This is a genomic window from Siphonobacter sp. SORGH_AS_0500, assembly GCF_031453245.1.
Taxonomy (GTDB): Bacteria; Bacteroidota; Bacteroidia; order Cytophagales; family Spirosomataceae; genus Siphonobacter.
Genome location: NZ_JAVIYT010000001.1, coordinates 2,339,688 through 2,358,901 on the forward strand (window position 1 = coordinate 2,339,688; position 19,214 = coordinate 2,358,901).

The window sequence follows — 19,214 nt, forward strand, 5'->3', positions numbered from 1 at the left end:
AGCTACGTAGCTCAGGCTTCCTCTTTTTGTACATATTGTTTATAAGTACTTAAAATATTGATAAGTTTGTATCTGATGATTAGTACTGACATTATTTTAATCCATTTTTAAAATAATGATAGGTAAAAAGTACTAATTTGTAATTGCCTACCTGAATTATGGAGAATAAAATTAAGCAAATTGCCCTACGCAGATTTATCTGGGTAGTCATTCTAGTATTGTTGTCATTAGTATGTGTTTTTATTGGCTTTACTAGTAAATCGAAGTCTTCAGCAATCAAGAAAAATATTACGGTTTTAAAGGATGAACAAAGCGATTACCAGAAAATAGATACTTGCATATCCCTATTATATGTAGCTGAAAATAATAGCCGATTATATACAGTAACTTCTGATACTACCTATTTATACAAGTTTCGGCAACAACTGGAAATGATCTCATCCATTATCGATGTTATTCAGAGCGAAAATGAGAAAAGAATGCCTCTGATGCATCAAGATATGAATGAATTGATTGCAGAAAAGAAGAGAAAAAACAATCAGTTTTCGTACCTGAATCAATTAGCAGACAGCTTATGGGTGCTTTCTGCTAAAAATATGGATACCTCACTGGTTGAATTAAATTATCACCCAGAAATGAAGACCATTCATACCATTGAGAAAATAAAAAATATAGACACTGTTCATGTAATTCAAAAAAGAAAAAATAAGAAACTTTGGAGACGCATTGCGGATGCGATATCGAATAAAAATGATTTTGAAAATCAAACGAATATTAATTCAACGGCCTCTTCTAAAGTAGAAAAATCGGCTCAGGGTTCAGATCTAGCTCATAGAAATACTATTAAAGCATTAAATGATTATTATAAAAAACTGCTGACTAATAAACAGAAACTTAACTGTACCGAACGTGAAATTCTTGCCCTTAATGAAGCCATATTTGCTGAATTCCAGAAAGCATTGAGTCAGCTAAAGAAAGACGAGATTAAAGAACAAGAGAGGTATAGAGATCGATTACTCACGGGAACCATGCATACTATTGAAGAACTGGATGATCTATCGGTTATTAGCATGGGTATTGTTTTTATTTTAGCAGTAGTTATCCTTTTCAATATATGGAAACTATATAAAAACGATTTGGCCCTCTTGCACTACAGTAATCAGGCCATGGCATATGCGAGAATGAAAGGCGTGTTTCTGGCTACGATGAGTCATGAAATCAGGACCCCACTTAACTCTATCATTGGCTTCTCGGAACAGATGAATAGGGAGTTACTGCCTGATAGCCAGAGGGATAATCTGAATGCCATTCGTTCCTCATCAAGGTTGTTACTTGAAATTGTGAACGATGTTCTTGATTTTTCAAAGCTAGAAGAGGGTAAAATAGACTTATGCCATAAGCCCTTCCAACCAGCTGCTATCATGAAAGAAATGATGGATATGGTTGGCGTTCAAGCTCAAAACAAGCAGATTAACCTCTCTTTGACTATCAATTTTGATAAGTCTGTTACCCTATCAGGCGATGCTTTCAGAATGAAACAGGTTATGATGAATCTGTTAAGTAATGCCATTAAATTTACCCCTGAGAAGGGCAAGGTTGAGTTTAATTCAACCCTTCTGGAAGCCGCAACTGGTAAAATAGTCTGGTCTTTTGAAGTGAAAGATTCTGGGATTGGTATTTCCCAGGAAAATCAAAAAATAATCTTTAATGATTTTCAACAAATTGACCGGGAAGATCACGTAAATACAATTGCTGGAACGGGCTTAGGTCTGGCTATTTGTAAAAGAATTGTTGAATTAGCAGGCGGATCTATTCTGGTAGAAAGCACCGTAAATGTAGGTTCTACATTCAAAGTCTCGATTCCATCTGTGCTACTAGAGCATCCGGTTTCTACGTTTACTGAGTCATCAGCACAGGAGATTAGTGCAATTCTGGAGGGGAAAAATATATTAGTTGTTGATGATAATAAAATGAATTTGCTACTAATAAATAAAATATTCCAAAAACATCATCTAGTAGTAACAGAAGCTTCTAATGGACAGGAAGCCCTTGACTTGCATCTCAAAAATCATTTTGACTTAATTATTACCGACATTCAGATGCCCATAATGAATGGGTTAGAAATGGCAAAGAAAATTAAAAATAATTCAGATAAGTCCATTTCAAACGTGCGAATCGTAGCCTTTACGGGGACATCAATTCCAGAGCATCAGCAGGAATTACTGGATGCTGGAATTGATGATTCGTTAATGAAACCCTTCGTCGAAAATGATTTAAAACAGCTATTAATACGGATGTTTGGTGTCAATTAAAAAGACTGGGTAAGGTAATCAGAGTGAATGAGGTTCATCTGTTCATCAAAGTGATAAAAACGTGGGGCTCCCGTAGGAATATTTACCTCAGAAATAGCTGTTTCGCTGATCGATTCCAACGCCATGACAAGTGACCGGAGGCTGTTTCCATGAGCGACAACCAGGACGTTATTGCCCGCTTTCAAATGAGGTACAATCGATTCATTGTAGTAGGCCATAACGCGTTTCTGAGTCATTTGCAGGCTTTCTCCGTGAGGCGGAGCCACGTCATAACTTCTTCTCCAGAGAGCGACTTGTTCAATGCCATATTTCTCAGCAATGTCTGTTTTATTTAGGCCTTGTAAATCACCATAGTTACGCTCATTTAAAGCCGCATTTTTCTCTATTGGAATCTGCGTTTCATTGATCTCTTTTAAGATGATGGAAAGCGTTTCCTGGGCTCGTTTGAGCTCAGAAGTAAATGCTATGTCAAACGTTATGGTCTTTAACTTTTTGGCGGTTAGTAAGGCTTCATCGCGACCATGATCCGTCAATTCAACGTCTACATCGCCCGTAAATTTGTTTTCCAGATTCCACTGGGACTGTCCATGTCTGACCAGGACTAAAATTCTATTATGCATGTTAACTTTATTAAAAATTGAACGGTTACCTGAACTTTGAATGATCTAAACTATAAATCCATTCTCATTGAACTTTGTTAGGAGATATAGAAATTTTATCTTATTTATAGTTTAACTAAACTGAAAGTATCTATTGTATTTGTATGAATTTATAAACTTTTTAATTCTTTTGCGAGTATTATAGAGTACTTTGCTTATCCCAATTTTCTAGAAATTTATGCAGTTAAGCTTGCTGATTTTTACATACCTACTGGTGATTTTCTCGCTTATTCCACTGATTCGTCATGATTACTGGACGTTTCGGGTTTTTGAATATCCCAGAAATCAGAAATTTTTGCTGTGTTTAATCCTCCTGGTTCTCTGGGCCTGGGTAGGCGATCCTTCCGATACCCTTACGCTGGTCACTATTGGAGTGCTGATTTTGAATATGGTTTATTTATTCTATCAGCTTTATCCGTACACGTTTCTTTCGCCCAAACAGCTCATGGATTGTGCGGATTGTACGCCCGATCGGAATATTAGTCTGCTGATTTCCAATGTTTATCAATACAATCGGGAGTCGGCAAAGTTGTTACAGCATATCAGTCGGCTCAAGCCAGATGTAGTATTATTGGCCGAAACAGATCAATGGTGGGCGGATCAGATGACGCCCATTCATCAGCACTATCCGAACCGCGTTCTCCAACCGATTGATAATACGTATGGAATGCTACTGTATTCGAAACTGAAGTTATCGGATGCCTCCGTTAAGTTTTTAGTAGAAGAGGGTATTCCTTCCATTCACGCCAAGGTTACCCTGCCTTCTAACGAGCAGATTCAGCTTTATTGCCTGCATCCAACACCGCCAGTGCCGCAGGAAAATCCACGCTCGACCGAGCGGGATAAAGAGTTATTGATGGTAGGAAAAGAAGCTAAAAAATCAAAAATTCCGGTGATTGTGGCGGGAGATATGAACGATGTAGCCTGGAGTTATACCACAGAATTATTCCTGAAAACCAGCGGCTTACTTGATCCGCGGCGGGGCAGAGGTTTTTATAGTACGTTTCACGCTAAAATTCCGATTCTGAGATTCCCCCTTGATCATATTTTCTGCTCGTCTGATTTCAAGCTACTGGAAATGCAACGACTGAAAAGTATTAATTCCGACCATTTCCCGATGTACGTTAAACTGACGTATGACCCACAGGCTGAGGCTTTACAGAAGGATAACGAATTAACACTGGATGCCGAAGATCGGGAGGTAGTTGAAGAAAAAATTCAAGCAGATACGGATTCAGATGGCAGTGCAAAGCCAGAAAAGAATCCCATCGGGACGTAATAGACAAGAGCCGTTGATCTTCTCAACGGCTCTTGTCTATTTTAACCAATCAGTTCCCAGGCTGCGGCAACGGAGTCAACGGGTAGCTGACAGGCTCGATTGTAACAGACGTAAATCATCGTTCGTCCATCCGAGCCCCGATGCTGAAGCAAGGGTAAGTTGCTGGAAGTAACGGTCCCCGTGATGACTTTGTTAGGTACATACTTGGCTTCCAGTTTTTGACGAAAAGCTTCTATTTCGGGCCCAACAATGGCAATTTCTACCGTTGGCGTAGATCGGTAAGCTGCTAAACTGGCCCAGTGCGAAAGATAGTCTGCGTTGGTTAGTAGCAGAGGCTTCACTTTTTGCAGCATCTGGCTGGAACGCTCGCCCAAATCAGGTCGATCCAGTAGTAGGCTAAGGCGATATAAAACCGTCGCCATGATCGCATTTGAGGAGGGGATAACGTTATCAAACAGCTCCTTTTTTCGGGCAATCAGTTCGTTGGAGTAGGAGGCGTCGGTAAAGAAATACAAGCCGTCGTTTTCATCCCAGAAATGCTCCCCGGCGTAATCTATCAGTTGCTCGGCAAGTTGTAACCAGCTTTCGTCAAACGTAGCCTGATACAAGCTGATCAATGCCTCAGAAACGGCAGCGTAATCTTCCAGAAACCCAGCAATTTTGGCCTGACCATCTTTGTAGGAGTGGTACAACAGGCCGTCTTTGATGAGACGATTTTTAATGAAATGAGCATTAGCTAAAGCCAGCTTCAGAAAAGATTCATCGGCGAAGACGCGGTAAGCATCAACCAGCCCCTTCAACATCAGGCCATTCCAAGAGGTTAGGATTTTATCGTCCAGACCGGGATGAATGCGTTCTTCGCGGTATTGAAGGAGTTTATCAAATTGCGGTTGAAGCTGATCGGAGAGTAACTCCTGCTCCATTTCAAAAGACTCCAGCGTTCGCTGCGGGAACAGAATGTTTTTACCCGTAGCGTGACCCGTGGCTTCTTCATGGTAATTACCTTCTTCCGTGACCTGAAAATACCCACTAACCAGGTCACCCCAAACGGGCCCCAGAATGGAATCTATTTCTGCTTTCGTCCAGGTGTAATATTTTCCTTCTTCACCTTCGCTGTCTGCGTCCAGAGCTGAATAAAAACCGCCTTCCGGGTGCGTCATTTCGCGAGTTAACCAGGCAACGGTTTGGGTAACTACCCGTTTGTAAAGAGGCTCCTTCGTAACCAGCCAGGCTTCCGAGTAAAGGCTCAATAACTGGGCATTATCGTAAAGCATTTTTTCGAAGTGAGGGAGAAACCACTCGCCGTCGGTTGAATACCGGGCAAAGCCGCCGCCAATCTGGTCATAAAGGCCGCCAAGGGCCATTCCATTAAGCGTGGTTTTAATGGCCTGAAGCGTATCGCTATCGTACGTTTGCTGATAGTAACGCAGAGCAAACAGCCAGATCGAGGGCATGGGGAATTTAGGTGCTCCGTTGGTGCCCCCTCGCTCGGTATCAAACGAAGCCGCCAGCTTATCGTAAACCGCTTTGAGTTCTTCGGAAGAAATAGTCACGTTAGAATCTTCGACTAAGGGTAAGCCATATTTCTCGGATTCTGTGTAATGCATATTGGTCGTAAACCCTTCGGCAGACTGCTGAAGGGCAGACCGCTGATTCTGAAAAGCTTCCGCAATCTGACTGCAAATCCCCATCCAGTTTCGGGCAGGAAAATAGGTGCCCCCGTAAAACGGTTTGGCATCAGGCATGAGGAAGACATTCAGAGGCCAACCGCCACGAACACCCATGGCCTGCACGGCATCCATATAAATCGCATCCACGTCGGGACGTTCTTCCCGGTCCACTTTTACACAAACGAAATGCTCGTTCATGAGTCGGGCAACGGCCTCGTTTTCAAACGACTCGCGTTCCATAACGTGGCACCAGTGACAAGCCGAATACCCAATGGAAACGATCAAAGGTTTATCTTCTTCGCGAGCTTTTTTCAAAGCTTCTTCTCCCCAAGGATGCCAGTCTACCGGATTATGAGCGTGTTGGCGTAAATAAGGCGAGCTTTCATGGACGAGGCGATTCATTGAATGTTCAGTTATCTGTTTGCGGTTTTCAGTTTCGCAAAAGCGTGAATGGATAAGTTATAGGAAGAAGCCTGAGCGTTGGAATAGAAACCTCAGTGGGTTTAACATACATAGCCTCCGTTATCAAGACGAGGAATATGAATTTACTTGTTGTCAGGAATCAGGACAGAAGGGGCATCTCTACTTTCGAATTAAAACCCGTTTCGTTACGGACTTACTTCCATCCCCAACCTTCACTAAATACATGCCAGGAGCGAGGTTATGCGTGTGAAGAGAAACGGGGTTATTACCCGTTTTAGCCGTTATCGTCTGCTGATGAACGATCTGCCCGGTTACGGAGAAAAGCTGAAGATTGACATCCCGATCTTCGGAAGTAAACACATCAATGGTCAGGCTGGCCGAAGCGGGATTGGGGTAAGGCTTGATGTCGAGCACATGCAAAGCGGACTCGGGTAAATCAAACGCACAAAGCATAATTTCCCGTCCCTGAAGTGTGATTTCCTGTTGCCAGTTGCCATAACGAAGCGTCATCGGTGTGCTGGCGTTTTCGGCGGCAAAGGGGTTATGAGCTGCTACCAGAATCTGATTCCCTTTCACTACGCCACGCCAGATGGCATCCTGGTCGGCAAAATGATCGCGGGCCGATTTGGGCACATAAAGCAAACCGCCATTGAAAAAATCCTTGAACTGGGAAAGTCGGTATAAGCCCTGCGTAAAGTACTCATAATTAGCCAGGTTTTCATTCGTTCCAGTGTTCCCCGGACTTTCCCATAACCACAAACCTTTTGCTCCTGAAAAGAAGGGAAAAATAGCTGTAGCCTCCGCCATCCAGGTCTGAATGGGCTTATTGATATTTGTACTCGTGTAACGTAACCAGACAATTGGTACGACGTCTTTGGAACTCCAGGCTTTGTTGGCTTCTACCTGAAAAAGCAAGTAGGCCAGATAGTTACCCGCGTAAGGATTGGGGTAGTCGTAAATGTAATAAGCCGAAGGAAGTAGGAAATCCTGCCGATTGTAAAACGAACCCCCAACGGTATTGGTGACTGAATCTTTCGTAAGAAAATGAACTCGTTCGGGATTGGTAAGCCAGTCCTGCCAGGAGTTGCCGTCAATATTCAGGAAGGTATTTCGAATGGGTGAATCCGAATAAGAAGTCAGGCGGGTGCTGGCGGGTAAGCCATTGTCCCGCATGTACTGGAAGGGAGCCGCGTACAGATTTTGCATATCCCGATGGTAACGAATCAGAAAAGCTTCGTCGCTCAACTGGGTATAAACGGCAGGAACCAGATTCCGGCGTTTCAAACTCAGAATACTATCATTGGTATTGTAGTGACGTTCGATGTCGGCCATGAGAATGTCTACGTCCGGCATGGCTTTCCCGTGAGAATCACTGAATAAGTTAGCAAACGAACGCATTTCATTGGCCCATTTGCTACGGTAGGTGCTCAGATTATTACCCCAGGGCGAACGAATGACATCCCAGGGCTGGTTAATGCCGGTGGCAGTGCCATACCAGAGAATGGCCCGATTGGCCCGGGGGAGACTACCGTCGTACTCGTTAAAATTAGCCAGGTGAGAAAAGCCTTTTCTGAGTGGCGTTTGTTGGGAATCATTCAGACGAGGGCCGCTGTAAACGATGGTGAAGGGTAAGGAAAAGTCTGGAAATTTTTGCCAGTTAATCACCCCGTTGGCCGTCGAAGGCTGAAAAGAGGGCGTCTCACAGGTTTGTGAGAAACCCCCAAAGGGAGTCAATAGCCCAAGAATCGCTACCACTAGCGTCTGAATGCGGAGTAGGGAAGAAGGTAATACGTTCAAATCGATAGTTTTCATGTCTGGAATTCAATTGAACAAAATAAAGCCGATTTTTGCAGATCGGAAAGGCAATCCCTACTTTTGAATAGACGTTTGAAGCGATAGACATCGGTCTTTCCAACTTAATAGCATGACAAAAAAACTGATCTTCGGCCTTTTTAGCCTGATTTTATTGAGCTTTACTTCCTGCAAAAAGGACCCGGAACCAACCACGAAAGCGGATATTATTGTTAACAAGCCCTGGAAACTCACTCGGGTGACGGACACCAATGGTACCACGATCGTGGAGTCTCGTTTAGGAGTGGCTACTCAGGCCATCTTCGGCATGACCATCGAATTCCTTAGCAATAACCGTGTCCGGGCGGTTGATCTGAAAAGTGGTCAGGTCCTGAATGGCGGTACCTGGTACTTGAAAGATGACGATACGAATATGTCCATCGAAGTAGTGGGCTTTACGGGAAATTTCAAGGTCATTCAGTTAACGACCACTGCTTTAATTCTCCAGCAGTCAAACGTTCCAGTGGATGGAAAACAGCAGGCGGCTAATCTGGAGTTTGGGCATGAATAACCAGCATGCGTGAATACAGCCAGTACATTACTACTAATGAAAAGCCAGGGGTGAAGCCTTTGGCTTTTTCTTTTGCCCTGACCTTGCAACTTTTGCGGGGTTAACCATTGAAAATCTATTAATTTGCAGCAGTTCTAGTATATCTCTAAACCTAATGAAAGCATTTTATATCCCTTTACTTTTTTTGGCTTCACATGCGTTATTGGCTCAGCCCACCAAACTTCAAAGCGAATATCTAACCAATCCTTTAGGCATTGATACGCCGCAACCGCGACTAACCTGGCAGTTGCAGGATAGCCGCAAAGGAGCTCGCCAAACCGCTTACCAAATTTTTGTAAGTACGGATTCCGCTCAGGTTCAGAAAGGCGAAGTCTGGAAAACGGCTAAAGTGGCGTTTGTTCGAAATCTGGTTACCTATGAAGGCTCTGCTTTAAAACCATACACCAAATATTACTGGGCCGTTCAAACCTGGGATCAGGACGGAAAACCTTCGGGACTGAGTTCAATTGCAAGTTTTGAAACGGGGCACATGAACCAGCAAAATTGGAAAGGCTCCTGGATTTCAGATGCTCGTGATGTAACCATCAAACCCGCTCCGTACTTTCGGAAAAGTTTTCAGACGACAAAACGGGTGCGTTCTGCCCGGGCCTATATTGCGGCGGCGGGTTTGTATGAACTGTATCTCAATGGTCAGAAGATTGGTAATCATCGGCTTGACCCCATGTATACCCGCTTTGATCGTCGAACGTTGTACGTAACGTATGATGTAACGAAGCAAATCCAGGAAGGTAAAAATGCAGTGGGCGTTTTACTTGGCAATGGCTGGTATAACCACCAGTCAACGGCTGTGTGGTATTTCCATCAGGCTCCCTGGCGAAGCCGCCCTTCCGTTTGCGTTGATCTTCGGGTAACGTATGAGGATGGCACCACGGAAACGATTTCAAGTGATACTTCCTGGAAAACGGCATTGAGTCCGGTGATCTTCAACAGTATCTATACCGCTGAGCATTATGATGCTCGTAAAGAGCAAAAAGGCTGGAATACGGCTGCGTTCGATGATTCCAAATGGAAAAATGCAATCAATCGTCCGGCTCCTTCCCTTCACATTGTAGCTCAGGCCCTGCATCCGATTCGGAACGTAGAGGCCCTTCGTCCGGTAAGTATGGTTCATCTCGATGATACTACCTGGGTATACGACTTTGGGCGAAATATTTCGGGCGTAACCGAGTTGAAGCTGAAAGGAAATTCCGGAACTATGGTTCGGCTGAAACACGGCGAACGTTTGCTGGAAAATGGGCGGGTGGATTTGTCGAACATTGATGCTCATTACCGCCCTACGGATAACACCGATCCTTTTCAGGTAGATGTCGTAACCTTGAGTGGCCGGGAAGATGAGTTCATGCCAAAATTCAATTACAAAGGGTTTCAGTACGTCGAAATAACGTCCAGAAATCGCGATCTGGACTTAACTCCCGCAAACCTGATGGCCTATTTCATGCACAGTGATGTGCCCCCAGTAGGGAAAATTAGCTCATCAAATCCGACCCTGGATAAGTTGTGGTGGGCGACGAATAACTCGTATCTGTCCAATCTGTTCGGTTACCCAACCGATTGTCCGCAACGGGAAAAAAATGGCTGGACGGGCGACGGGCAAATCGCGGTCGAAACGGGTTTATATAGTTATGATGGCATCACTATTTATGAAAAATGGCTGGCCGATCATCGAGATGAGCAACAGCCCAATGGCATCTTGCCCGCCATTATACCAACCAGCGGCTGGGGCTACGATTGGGCCAATGGTCCTGACTGGACGAGTACAATTGCCATCATTCCCTGGAATTTATACCTGTTTTACGGCGATAAAAAACCACTGGAGGATAACTACGAAAACATGAAGCGTTACGTGGATCACATCACAGACATTGCTCCCAATGGCTTGACGAGCTGGGGCTTGGGTGACTGGATACCCGTGAAGTCTCAATCACCCGTGGAATTAACTTCCAGTATCTATTATTTCGTTGATGCTACGATTGTTTCCAACGCTGCGGGATTGCTTGGTAAACCCGCTGAGCAGCAGTTGTATGCATCGCTAGCCAAAAAAATTCAGGATGCAATTAATGACAAATACCTGAACAAAGAAACGGGCGTCTACGGCTCTGGATTACAAACGGAACAGGCTGTTCCATTGCAATGGGGCGTTGTTCCTGAAAATCTGAAAAGTAAAGTAGCCGCTCATCTGGCGAAACGAGTAGCAGCGGACGGCAATAGTCTGGACGTGGGATTACTCGGAACCAAAGCTATTCTTAATGCCCTGAGCGAAAATGGTTATGCCGATGTGGCTTATACGTTGGCTTCCAAAGAGACGTATCCATCCTGGGGCTGGTGGATTAAAAATGGTGCAACGACGTTATACGAAAACTGGGATATTCAGGCCAAGTCTGATATTTCACTGAATCACATTATGTTCGGGGAAATTGGAGCCTGGTTATATAAAGGGTTAGGAGGTATTAAGCCCGATCCAGAAAATCCCGGATTCAAAAATGTATGGCTGCGGCCTAATTTTGTGAAGAATCTTGATCAGTTTGAAGCTGAACACGAAGGACCTTACGGTAAAATCGTTTCTTCCTGGAAGCGTTCAGGAACGATCATTGAATACAAAGTAACGATTCCTGCCAACAGTACGGCTTCTGTATTTATCAATTCCAAAAAAGTAAAACTGGATGGAATGCCTATCGTTGGAACGGACAGTAAACAGGGATTCCGATTACTGACCGGAAACTATACGTTCCTGATTGAAGAATAGAATGTAAGAGACTTTTTAAAAATAAGAGTTAAATAAAGTAGGAATTCTCTACCTACTTCGGGAGAACCGTTTTAGGAATAGTTTATATAGCAATAATCTATTATCCAGAGTGAAGCGAAGGAGCTCGATGTTTGTACCCCGGATTTCATCCGGGGCTACCCGTGTTCAACCCCTCCGGGGTTATTTGTCGTAAGACTATTTTAACAATGTTAACAACAACCCCGGAGGGGTTAAATGTAAATAGCCCCGGATGAAATCCGGGGACACTATGAGGACACGGTTGGCATCTAAGGCTATTTGATACTTTATCATCAGCGTCTGTCATCCAGAGCAAAGCGAAGGATCTTATGATCTTTTTCGAGTTTATGGGGTCATACGGTAACTTGACTAAACCCGACCCATTCCTCAGAAGGTCTCTCACTTCGTTCCCGCAGTCGCTCGGCTCTGGCCGAGTGACTACCTAACTCTAGGCCTCTGGCCGGTAGGGTGCGAAAGAGTAGGGAGTCAGGGAACCCAATCCAAACAGGCTTGCGAACATCGGCCAGAGGCCTGCCAGACTACAGCGTCACTCGGCCAGAGCCGAGCGACTGCAAGGTATAGTCAATCGAAGAAACTCCACTGGTGCGAGATTCCATCTCGTTTCTACAATAAGGCAGGTAGAACCTGCCGTTATCCCTCAAAGTTGCAGAAGCCCTGATTCGCCATAAGGTCTTCGATTATAACTTTTAAGATTTAACTTAATAGTCAACGCCCCGAAAATTCAAAACTTTCGGGGCGTTGCCAGTACTAAAAGTTGCTAATTCCGATAAATTCCGTCCTCTTCCAGGCGAATAATTCGCTCCCGATACAAGGCCCCAATGGCTTTCTTGAATGCTTTCTTGCTCATTTCCAGCGTCGCATAAATCATAGCAGGATCACTGCTATCACTTAAAGCCAGAAAGCCATTCTGCTCTTCCAGTTTTTTAAGAATCTTTTCAGTGTTAATATCAACGCTTTGATAATATCCCTGAGGTTGTAGCGAGAGATCAATAGACTTGTCTACTCGAACTTGTTTGATAAATGCCTTTACTTTAGTTCCAATCGTGAGCGGCTGAAAAACCTCATTATAATAAAAAAGCCCCCGGTAATGGTTATCGATAATTGCGTTATAGCCCAGATCGCTGCGTTCGTAAATCAGACATTCTACTTCGTTGCCCGGAGCAAAGGGAATGCGGTCGTATTCCAGATACTGACCCACTTTACAAGTACCAATCAAGCGATCCGTTTCTACGTCAGGCACCAGCCCCACGACAACGGATTCACCTTCTTCCAGCGGATGATTTTGCTCACTGAACGGAACCAGCAGATCTTTCTCAAGTCCCCAGTCCAGGAAAGCCCCAAATTTACTGACAGACTTAACCGTTAATAAACCGAACTCGTACAGTTCCAACTTGGGTTGAAGCGTCGTGGCAATCAGACGATCTTCTGAGTCACGGTAAATGAATACCTCCAGAGCGTCTCCTTCTCCCAGATTTTCCGGGATGTATTTGTTAGGTAACAGAATTTCGTCTTCACCATTACCCATAAACATACCAACGCTGGTCAGTCGGAGGGCGGTGAGTGTATTTTTTTTTCCTACAGTAATCATGCAATGTATAAAAATGGAAAGTGGCTTTCCGAGTCATGCTTCATTTTACAGACTACAAAGGTCTTAAACTTTAATGAGCTTCTTACGCGATGAACCTTTTAAAACAGGAATAATTATAGAAACCTGATTACGTATATACATATACGTTCGTGTTTTTAGGTATTGTACTTCATAGGAGAGTATAAAAGGCAGGTATAAACGTCTAGGTATGCCAATTGGTTATCAGAAAATTGCAATCGTATATTCGTATTGTGTCAAAATAACGCATTCTATGCTTAGATTTAAACAAAAAAAATAATTGAATTTAATAATTAATCTATGCACATACAATCAGAGAAAAAATTACTTTTGTTCAGTTCTTAACCGAAATAATACTAAATGCCATCCTCAGAAAAATCATCATTGCATCTGGATCAAGAGCTATGGAGCCGATTCAGAGGGGGAGATGCAGGTGCTTTTTCGGATCTGATGAGGCGATATTCCCGGCTTTTGTTTAGATACGGTAGCCGACTTTCACCTAACAGTGATCTTGTTAAAGATTGTATCCAGGACATCTACTTTGACCTATGGGAACACCGGGCCACAATTAGGCAAACGGTCTCCGTAAAGCCCTACCTGTTTAAAGCCTTACGTCTTCGCATTTTCCGCGAACAGGGAAAATGGAATCGCTACGAAAATCTGGAAGATGAAATGCCTTTTTCAGTTGAGTTTTCCGTTGAAAATCAATTGATTGAGATGCAGGAGACGGAAGACATGAAGGAAAAGCTCCAGAAGCTGCTAAACACTCTACCCAAACGACAAAAGGAAATTCTATACCTGAAATTCTACGAAGAACTGAATCACGACGATATTGCCAAAGTAATGAATATGAACCGGCAGTCAGTATATAACCTTATGCATGAAGCCATTCTACGGCTGCGTAAAAATTGGTATTCTTCCTGCACTTATCCTGCTTTAATACTAGCTCTCGGCGGAATCATTACTTTTATTTTACACTAAGTATTCAATATCTACTATGCTGATTTTCAGCAGTTAATATAACTGTCTTTAAGAATTTGTAACTTTTTTAACATTTTTTTACACTTTGACCAGTAGATTTTTGATCAAAGCGGATATTACTGACAAAGACGGGTAAATAATTCTATTCAATCAATGAAAAATTATAATCATTACGAAATAGAAGATTTCCTGATCGACGAAACTTTTGCAGATTGGGTACGCGGCGTACAAAACGAATCGTCGGAAGAATGGGAAGAATGGCTTAGACAAAATCCTTTTAAACAACCACTAGTTCATGAAGCACAAATACTCTTTCAATCTATTCAGGTAAAGCCCGGTCACGATATTGAAGATCATGAAGTGGAAAACATGATTTTTGATATGCAGCAACGCATACAACCGCCCCGGAGGATAGTCCGCTGGCCGATGATACGAGTAGCTGCCGGCTTGTTTTTCATGGTAAGTGTAGGAGTGGCAGTAGGGGTCTATTTAAAAAAAAGTGATCGAGCAACAAGTGCTTACCAGTATCTGGTTTCAACTAGTAGTCAACCGTTGATCGAGCGAAAAAATACAACAGGAGCATCCATTTTTGTTCATTTGCCTGATCACAGTTCAGTAGTATTAAAGCCAGGTGCCCGGATTAGTTTCGACCCGGCCTTCAAAGGACAGCAGCGAGTCGTGTATTTGGAAGGAGAAGCTTTCTTTGAAGTAACTAAGAATCCGGATCGGCCTTTTTATGTGTATGCTAATGACTTGGTTACTAAAGTATTAGGGACAAGTTTTGTGATAAATGCCGAACCCGGAGGAGAGAAAGCCAGCGTGGCGGTTATGACGGGGAGAGTTTCTGTATTTTCAAGAAACGGACATGAGACGAAAGTAACGAAACACGCTGAACAGTTAGCCGTTGTGTTAACTCCGAATCAGCAAGTAGAACATCACTGTGGCGACTCCCGCTTATTGAAAGGAATTGTTACTAAACCCCAGTTAATTCAAAAGAGCGATCAGGTTTCAACCTTTGATTTTTCTGATAGCTCTTTAACGGAAGTTTTCGCAAAACTGGAAAAAGCCTACGGCGTGCGAATTATATACGACGAAGAAACGATGGCCAAGTGTCCACTGACGGCATCGTTCACCAATCGGCCCCTGTTTGAAATGCTAACGATTATCTGTAAAGCAGTAGAAGCTCGTTACGAAGTCCTGGATGGACAGATTATCGTGTATGGCCGAGGATGTTAAATGAATTGCGATCAATTTCCTAATACGACTTTTCAAACTCTATAAAAAACCTGCATCTCTTGCCTATGAAATAAAATTTGACCGCTTTCAGTAAAAAAAATCGGCAGTGTTACCAGCACCGCCGACCCTAACTTTTTCCACTTCTCACTGCCAGGTGAACAGCAACTTCCGAAGGGTTGCCCGTGGATTCTTTTTGCCGAATCGCATTTCAACAAAACACCTCAAAGGTATGAAAAAAAATAAACGGCTAATGTTAGCATTCATGAAGATTGGTGCCGCACAACTGGCACTTGCCACATCTTTAGTGGGTGCGAGTTATGCTCATCATAGTATTGCTCAGGATGTTCTGAATAAAAAAGTAACACTGAACATTCAGGGACAATCCATGAAGGATGCCTTAAAAACCGTAGAGCGTCTTGCCAATGTAAAATTTGTATATAGTTCACAATTAATTCAGGCTAGCCGTAAGGTAACCATTTCAGTAACGAACGAGTCATTAAATCGGGTGCTGTCGCAATTATTACAGCCCTATAACCTGAATTATGAAGTATCGGGTGGTAACATTATTTTAAGCCGCAGCATCACCAATATTCCCGTACATAACTCTTCTGGAACGAGTGCTTCACGGGTCATTCCAGAAGTGGTGATTACGGGTAAAGTAACAGACGAAGCCGGAGCCGGAATTCCCGGAGCAACGGTTCGCCTGAAAAACTCTACGGCGGGTACCAGTACAGATGCCGAAGGTAAGTTTTCGTTGAACGTTCCAGATTTGACCGGTACACTTGTCGTCTCCTCGATTGGGTACACACCCAAAGAAGTTGAAATCAGTAATCAGACGAATCTAACGGTTATCCTAGCCAGTAACTCGCAGGAGTTGGGTGAAGTGGTGGTGGTTGGTTATGGTACGCAGAAGAAATCAGATTTAACGGGTGCGGTATCGGTTATCAACGTTTCTCAGTTGACGGAACAACCATCGCCGCAGGTAACCAGTCAGCTTCAGGGACGTGCTTCCGGGGTGACGGTATTAGGTTCTGGTCAGCCGGGTGAAGCCCCTCAGATTCGGATTCGGGGTATTAACAGTTTTGGCAATAACGCTCCTTTGTATGTAGTAGATGGCGTTCCCACTCAGAACATCAACGATATTAACCCTAACGACGTTGCGTCGATGCAGGTGTTGAAGGATGCGGGTTCGGCTTCCATTTACGGTTCTCGTGCTGCCAACGGCGTGGTCATCCTGACTACGAAAAAGGGTAGTGGCAAAGTAAAAATTACGTACGACGCCTATTACGGAACGCAGCGAGTGAAGAGCGGTAACGTTTGGGATATTCTGTCTCCTCAGGATATGGCTAATCTGAAATTCAGAGCTTTACGTAATTCTTCTTCTAATGCAGTAAAGGATGATATGTATGGTAATGGTCAGGACCCTGTACTTCCAAACTATATCGTTCCCACCGGGGCGAATACTGTAGACGAATCAACATATTATGTAAATCCTAATTACACTAATTCTGACGATTTTAATTCATTCAATCGAATTGTAAAAGCAAATAAAGGAGGTACTGACTGGTTCCATGAAATTTTTAAACCAGCTTCGATCCAAAGCCATAACGTAGCGGTAAGTGGTGGTGGGGCTCAGGGTAACTATCTGTTCTCGCTGAACTATTTCAATCAACAGGGCACCCTGTTAAATACTTATCTGAAACGTTACACTTTACGTTCTAATAGTACATTCAATATTAGTGATAAGGTTCGGGTAGGGGAAAATCTGGCCTTTGCCGTTACGGACAACCGTCGGGTTAATTCCTCAACAGAAGGTAGTGCAATTGGTATGGCGTTCCGTATGCAACCCATTATTCCAGTGTATGATATTCGTGGTAATTACGCAGGATCATATGGCTACCAGTTAGGTAACGCGAAAAATCCGGTAGCGATTCAGGAACGTGCTCGTAATAACAAAGGTCTGCAAACGCGTCTCTTTGGTAACATGTACATTGAAGCAGACATTTTTAAAGATCTCGTAGCACGAAGCAGTTTTGGAGGTGAGGTTTTCTCAGGAGCATTTAACTCCTTTGCTTATCCTGAATACGAGAATTCCGAGAACGTAACCGTTAACTCATATACGGAGAACACGTTCGCTGGATTTAACTGGACCTGGACTAATACCCTGACCTGGTCTCATAACTTCAATAACACGCATGATCTGAAGGTATTAGTAGGTACGGAAGCGTATGCTAACCGGGGCCGTAACGTGGGTGGAACCACGACGGGTTATTTCTCGTTCGATCCCGACTTTACCAACCTGACTTCGGGTTCAGGAACACCTACGAATTATAGTTCACGTTATGCTGATGCCTTATACTCTTGGATTGGTCGTGTAGACTATAACTTGTTAGGCCGTTACTTATTAAGTGCAACCGTTCGTCGGGATGGTTCTTCTCGATTCCTGAAAACGCAATATGGGGTATTCCCGGCTGTGAGTGCGGGCTGGAGAATTTCTCAGGAAGAATTCATGAAAGACATTAGCTGGATCACGGATCTGAAAATTCGTGGGGGCTACGGGGTCATGGGTAACCAGTTGAACGTAGATCCTGCTAATGCGTATACGACGTATGGAGGGGTCCGTGGGCAATCGTATTATGACATGACCGGAAGTGGTAATACTAACGTTTTTGGTATTCAGCGTACCAGAATTGGTAACATTGATGCGAAATGGGAGCGGAATATTAACTCTAACATCGGTATTGATGCCACGTTGTTTAATGGTGCGTTGGACGTAACGGTTGATTATTACCGTAAAGACGTTCGTGATCTGTTGTATAACCCAGAATTAGCGGGTGCCGTTGGTCAGGGTAGTGCTCCTTTCGTGAACATTGCCAACATGAAAAACTCTGGAGTTGACCTAGCTGTTACCTGGAACAAGAAGATTACGGGTGACCTGACGCTGAATCTGACAGGAACACTGACCACTTATGACAACAAGATTCTGAAAGTGTCGAATGGTAGTAACTATTTCGATCAGGAGGGACGTCGTTTTAACGGTAGTAACATCGTCCGTAATGCCGTAGGTCACTCGATTGGACAGTTTTACGGCTATAAAGTAGAAGGCTTCTGGGATTCTCAAAGTGAGATTGATGCGGCTAACGCAAAAGCTCAGGAAGCTACCGGAAACGCATCCGCAGTCTATCAGGACGCAATCAAAGTGGGTCGTTTCCGGTATGCTGATGTGAATGGAGATGGTCAGATCACGGATGCAGACCGTACGTTCATTGGTAATCCTAACCCTAAATTTAGCTACGGTCTGAATATCGCTTTAAACTACAAAAACTGGGATTTTGGAATGTTCCTTTACGGGGTTCAGGGTAATGACATCTGGAATAACGTGAGATGGTGGACGGACTTCTATCCAAGCTTTGGCGGTGCGAAAAGCCGTACGGCCTATTACGACTCTTGGACTCCTGACCACATGAACGCAAAAGCTCCCATTCAGGAAAATACTGGTTCCTTTAGTACCAACCAGGTTCCCAACTCTTACTACGTAGAAAAAGGAGCCTACCTCCGGGCGAAAAATGCTCAGATTGGCTATACGTTACCAGCCGCATCGCTGAAAAAACTGGGTGTTCAGAAATTACGGGTGTACTTACAGTCAGCTAACCTTTTTACAATTACGAAGTATTCGGGCTTAGATCCTGAAATTGGAACGACGGTTAACACTAATAACAGTTCAGGCGGTAGTAACAACCAGTCATTTGCTACGACAACGTCCTTTGGTATTGACGAAGGAGTTTATCCCAACCAACGCCAATTCATTTTAGGTCTGAATTTGTCATTCTAAACAAACGTGAAG

The 19,214-nt window shown here is 43.7% G+C and carries 11 protein-coding genes; 7 read left to right on the forward strand and 4 right to left on the reverse strand.

The annotated features are described in order from the left end of the window. Nucleotides 1–158 precede the first annotated feature (158 nt). Nucleotides 159–2,312, forward strand: coding sequence for a response regulator (locus QE357_RS09920; RefSeq protein WP_309707109.1), 2,154 nt, complete (start codon nt 159–161; stop codon nt 2,310–2,312). Here the strand turns inward: QE357_RS09920 and QE357_RS09925 are convergent. After that, nucleotides 2,309–2,932: a 2,3-diphosphoglycerate-dependent phosphoglycerate mutase gene (locus tag QE357_RS09925; RefSeq protein WP_307142908.1), complete on the reverse strand. Its 624-nt coding sequence runs from the start codon at nt 2,930–2,932 to the stop codon at nt 2,309–2,311. The two genes, QE357_RS09920 and QE357_RS09925, sit on opposite strands and share 4 nt — an antisense overlap. A 217-nt stretch (nt 2,933–3,149) precedes the next feature. Between QE357_RS09925 and QE357_RS09930 the strand changes: the two genes are divergently transcribed. Then, on the forward strand, nt 3,150–4,250 hold the full coding sequence (locus tag QE357_RS09930) for an endonuclease/exonuclease/phosphatase family protein (RefSeq protein ID WP_106634923.1): 1,101 nt from the start codon (nt 3,150–3,152) through the stop codon (nt 4,248–4,250). A gap of 41 nt (nt 4,251–4,291) precedes the next feature. Here the strand turns inward: QE357_RS09930 and QE357_RS09935 are convergent, their stop codons facing one another. Together QE357_RS09935 and QE357_RS09940 are read right to left on the reverse strand one after the other, a co-directional pair. Beyond that, nucleotides 4,292–6,322 (reverse strand): thioredoxin domain-containing protein, encoded by a 2,031-nt coding sequence (locus tag QE357_RS09935; RefSeq protein ID WP_309707112.1) that lies wholly within the window; start codon nt 6,320–6,322, stop codon nt 4,292–4,294. A gap of 180 nt (nt 6,323–6,502) precedes the next feature. Continuing rightward, nucleotides 6,503–8,155, reverse strand: a complete 1,653-nt coding sequence (locus QE357_RS09940; RefSeq protein WP_309707114.1) for a T9SS type A sorting domain-containing protein — start codon at nt 8,153–8,155, stop codon at nt 6,503–6,505. Nucleotides 8,156–8,267: 112 nt separating this feature from the next. Here QE357_RS09940 and QE357_RS09945 point away from each other — a divergent pair, with 112 nt between their 5' ends. Both QE357_RS09945 and QE357_RS09950 read left to right on the forward strand, forming a co-directional pair. Then, nucleotides 8,268–8,705, forward strand: coding sequence for a hypothetical protein (locus tag QE357_RS09945; protein ID WP_106634920.1), 438 nt, complete (start codon nt 8,268–8,270; stop codon nt 8,703–8,705). Nucleotides 8,706–8,859: 154 nt separating this feature from the next. Next, nucleotides 8,860–11,508 (forward strand): family 78 glycoside hydrolase catalytic domain, encoded by a 2,649-nt coding sequence (locus QE357_RS09950; protein WP_309707116.1) that lies wholly within the window; start codon nt 8,860–8,862, stop codon nt 11,506–11,508. Nucleotides 11,509–12,304: 796 nt separating this feature from the next. Here QE357_RS09950 and QE357_RS09955 read toward each other — a convergent pair. After that, nucleotides 12,305–13,135, reverse strand: coding sequence for a S1-like domain-containing RNA-binding protein (locus QE357_RS09955; protein ID WP_309707118.1), 831 nt, complete (start codon nt 13,133–13,135; stop codon nt 12,305–12,307). Between the two features lie 378 nt (nt 13,136–13,513). Here QE357_RS09955 and QE357_RS09960 point away from each other — a divergent pair, with 378 nt between their 5' ends. The 3 genes from QE357_RS09960 (at nt 13,514) to QE357_RS09970 (ending at nt 19,202) form a co-directional block, all read left to right on the forward strand. Beyond that, complete coding sequence (locus QE357_RS09960; protein ID WP_106634918.1) at nt 13,514–14,134, forward strand: RNA polymerase sigma factor; 621 nt, start codon at nt 13,514–13,516, stop codon at nt 14,132–14,134. A gap of 153 nt (nt 14,135–14,287) precedes the next feature. After that, on the forward strand, nt 14,288–15,370 hold the full coding sequence (locus QE357_RS09965; protein WP_309707121.1) for a FecR family protein: 1,083 nt from the start codon (nt 14,288–14,290) through the stop codon (nt 15,368–15,370). Between the two features lie 229 nt (nt 15,371–15,599). Continuing rightward, entirely contained in the window at nt 15,600–19,202 is a 3,603-nt protein-coding gene (locus tag QE357_RS09970; protein WP_106634916.1) for a TonB-dependent receptor, read from the forward strand. Nucleotides 19,203–19,214: the final 12 nt, after the last annotated feature.